The 3,456-nt window shown below is 66.6% G+C and carries 4 protein-coding genes and 1 pseudogene; all 5 read left to right on the top strand.

Going from position 1 to position 3,456, the window contains the following annotated elements; genetic code table 11:
- Positions 1 to 306: pseudogene (locus tag MJ785_RS19140) on the top strand (cell division protein FtsK); the annotation flags it as partial.
- A 208-nt stretch (positions 307 to 514) separates the two neighbouring features.
- Positions 515 to 691: an AlpA family transcriptional regulator gene (locus MJ785_RS19135; protein ID WP_239382120.1), complete on the top strand. Its 177-nt coding sequence runs from the start codon at positions 515 to 517 to the stop codon at positions 689 to 691.
- A gap of 291 nt (positions 692 to 982) precedes the next feature.
- Positions 983 to 2,365, top strand: coding sequence for a toll/interleukin-1 receptor domain-containing protein (locus tag MJ785_RS19130; protein ID WP_239382119.1), 1,383 nt, complete (start codon positions 983 to 985; stop codon positions 2,363 to 2,365).
- 238 nt (positions 2,366 to 2,603) lie between these two features.
- A complete protein-coding gene (locus MJ785_RS19125) occupies positions 2,604 to 2,780 on the top strand; it encodes a hypothetical protein (protein WP_239382118.1) in 177 nt (58 codons plus the stop codon).
- A gap of 420 nt (positions 2,781 to 3,200) precedes the next feature.
- Positions 3,201 to 3,456: DUF4277 domain-containing protein (locus MJ785_RS19120; RefSeq protein ID WP_239382117.1), on the top strand; the 256-nt coding region annotated here is incomplete at its 3' end.

Raw genomic sequence — 3,456 nt, 5'->3', positions numbered from 1 at the left:
GCCGACGCCGGCCCGGTGCCGGCGTCCTCGCTCTTGGACGACATCCTCGCGGTTGTCCCCGCCGGTGAGACCAAGGTGTGGTCGGAGACCGTGACCGAGCGGCTCGCCGCGCTCCGCCCGGGTGTTTATGCCGGATGGGGCGCCGAGCAACTCGCCGCCGCGCTCAAGCCGCTGGGTATCGATACCATCCAGATCGGCCGCCGGGTGGATGGCCGGCTTGTGAACCGTCGTGGTATCGACCGTGCCCGCATCACCATGACAGTTACCCACCGTGATGACAGGGGTGGGTCGGGGGTTGCTCGCTGAGCCCGACGGTTAGCACCTGCCCCGCTAACAGTTAGCACCGGTGCTAGCACCTCATGGGCGCTCTGACCTCGCTGTTAGCGGGTGAGCGCCGCTGCCGTCACCATCTGTGGGAGGCCCGTGTGCCCGGTTCCAGGCCCCGCTTAGCCGCTAACGTTCACGCGTCCCCGGACGGGAAACCAATCACGGACAGTGACGTCAAAGTGGGGGTGTGGATCGTCTCTGGACCGTGGGCGATCTTGCGCGGTTCCTCGGTGTTCCCGTGAACACCATCTACAAGTGGCGCTCGGTCGGAGGCGGGCCACCCGCCTACCGTGTCGGTAAGTACCTCCGGTTCGCCGAACGCGACGTCCGCCAGTGGCTGGTTACCCAGCGCGAGTCGCGTTGACCGCGGGGTCGGGTGGGCCCGCCCGAGTGGTTATGTCACCGACATGCCCGTGGTGGCACCTGCGCAGCAGCGGAGTCCGCGGACGCGCATCCTACCGAATCAGCTCCCGACGAGTATGCGGATCCGGCCACCTGTGGTCACAGTCATTTCATGATCGATAAGATTGGATGAAAAATTGTGACACATAGCGGCGTAGGACGACATGTCAGCGCTACGCGGCGGTCCGGCTATGCGCACTACTCCGCGGGGGATCAGGGGGATCGGTGGCACGGGTCTTTATCAGTCACGCCAGTGGATGATCTTGCGGTTGCGGTTGAAGTCCGGGACTGGCTGCGGGCGGATGAGCATGTGGTGTTCCTCGACCGTGACCTGGGGGAGGGCGGCGGTGTCCTGGACGGCGGTGAGGGGCTGCGGGTCGGGGAGAACTGGAAGCAGCGTCTCTACCAGGAACTGCGCCGGGCCGATGTGGTGGTCTGCATCATCAGTCAGGCGTTTGTCGATTCATCGTGGTGCTCGGCGGAGGTTGGGATCGCGGACAGTCTGGGCTGTCTGCTGCTCCCGGTCCATATCGAGGCTCGGCCGCCGCATCCGCTGTTGGAAACCTTGCAGTACACCGATTACCAGCAGGAGGTCCGTGCCCGCGCCCAGCTGCGGGGGGCTGTCGGGCACCACGACGCCCATGGCCGGGGGCGTTGGCGTGATGGGGATAATCCCTATCCTGGGCTGCGGGCTTTCCCTGCCGGGTGGGCGGAGGTGTTCTGTGGTCGGGATCAGGAGCGCCGGGAGCTTATCCGGATGGTCCGTGCCGCCGCCCATACCGGGCGGGGCTGGACGGTCCTGGCCGGGCCGTCCGGGTGTGGGAAGTCCTCCCTGCTACGGGCCGGGGTGCTGCCCGTCTTGGAGACCGGTGATGAGTGGCTGGTTCTCCCGATCATCGACCGTCATCATGATCCTGTCGGGGAGTTGGCGCGTGTCCTGACCAGCACCGCGACCGAGGCGCTCCTGGCTTGGACGCTGCCCGCAGTCCGGGCGGAACTGAGCGTTGACGGCGGGCCGCACCGGTTGGTCCAAGAGCTGCGCGCCGCCTGTCCGGCGGCCCGGCAGATCCTGCTCCCCTTGGATCAGACCGAGGAGCTGTTCACCCGGGCCACCCCACAGCCCAGGGCTGACTTCCTGACCGTGCTGACGGCCCTGACGGGTCAGGACCCTGTTCATGTCCTGGCGACGCTGCGGGGGGAGTTCTGCGACGATCTCCACGCCGCCCTCCCCGCGGGCACCGTGGGGCTGTCCCTGGTGGCGCCGTTGGGTCTGGACATGCTGCGGGTGGCGATCGAGCAGCCTGCCCGCGCAGCCGGGCTGGGGATGTCGGACAGCCTGGTAGCCCGGCTCCTGACCGACACCGGCAGCGGCGAGGCGCTGCCCCTGTTGCCATTCACCCTGCACCACCTCGCCGACGGCCGGACCCGGGGTGACCATCTCAGCGCCGTCGACTACGACCAGCTCGGGGGTGTCCAGGGCGCGCTGGCACGTCAGGCCGATCAGGCGTTAGACCGCGCGGGGACACAGGGCCCACTGGGCCGGGAGGAGATCCTGCGCCAACTGGCGGATCTGGCCACGGTGGATGATGCCGGCCGGTATGCCCGCCGCCGTCTCCCCTACCCTGAAGTTGCGTGATCTTGAATGGACTTGACAGCATCTACCTGCAGCTTTTTCTTCCATTGGGTGAACTGTAGCCAGTATTTTTTCGATTTTTTCGTGTGAGCATCGAGTGCCGGCTGCACGTGCGGTCGGGGCTGGTGCGCCCGTCGCCGGACATACCTGCATAGCTGTGACCTGCGGAAACGTCGTGCACCACCGCACTCTTGGTAATCAATCTATTATGCAGAGTGACTTGTAGCCAGTAGGTGAATCCTTGATCGGAGCAAATGTCCAGGTCACCGGCCTACAGTGCGCTCAAGATCACGTAACTTCGGCCTACCCGGTCGCCGATCCGGTGTGGGCGGCGGTGCTGGAGGTGTTCATCGACCAGCGGCTGCTGACCAGCACGACCAGCCCGGAGGAGGGGCGCACCGTCACGGTGGCCCGATGAGGCGTTGACCGCCTGGCCCCCGCTGCAGGACGCCTTGCAGGGCCAGGCCGCCCGGTTGCAGGCGCTGCTGGAGGGTTCCCACTTTCGGAGACAACGGACCTGAAGCCACTGTCTACGAGAGTGGGACCACTCCAAGCACCGACCTTCACCTCGACGACGACAGGACGGCCTACCGGCGGCACCGTCGCAGAAGAACGCGAGGCCAATGGCTGCGCTGCTGGCCGACTCATGTCAGTCGAGTGGTTTCGAAACCGGTCCCTCGGTCGCGTTACGGCCCGTCCTCCGCAGATTCGTCTGGTGTGCTAGTTCCGTGATTGTTTGATCTGGCGGTGTCTGATCCGGCCTGGTGCGAAGCGTCCCCGGTCTGGCACGTTCTGGCGCTGTGCAGACAGTCGCCGAAGCGGGCTACGGGCCCCGAGCGTGGAGAAGACACTCGGCGGGCTGCCCGTGATCCGTGACGTGCTCGCCCGCCTCGACCTGATCGACACCATCGACCGGCTCTGCCCGCGTCGCACGGACGCCGACCTGACCCACGGCCAGGTCATCGCCGCGTTGATCGCGAATCGGATCGCCGCCCCGGTCGCGCTGGTCCGCGTCGAGGACTGGGCCCGTGACTGGGCGGTCGAGGAGATGCTCGGCACCCCGGCCCACCTGCTCACCGACGACTGGATCGGCC

Source organism: Protofrankia sp. CiT1 (genome assembly GCF_917627335.1).
Taxonomy (GTDB): Bacteria; Actinomycetota; Actinomycetes; order Frankiales; family Frankiaceae; genus Protofrankia.
Note: the sequence above shows the minus strand (reverse complement) of the source record. Positions and strands in the feature narration are given on the sequence as shown.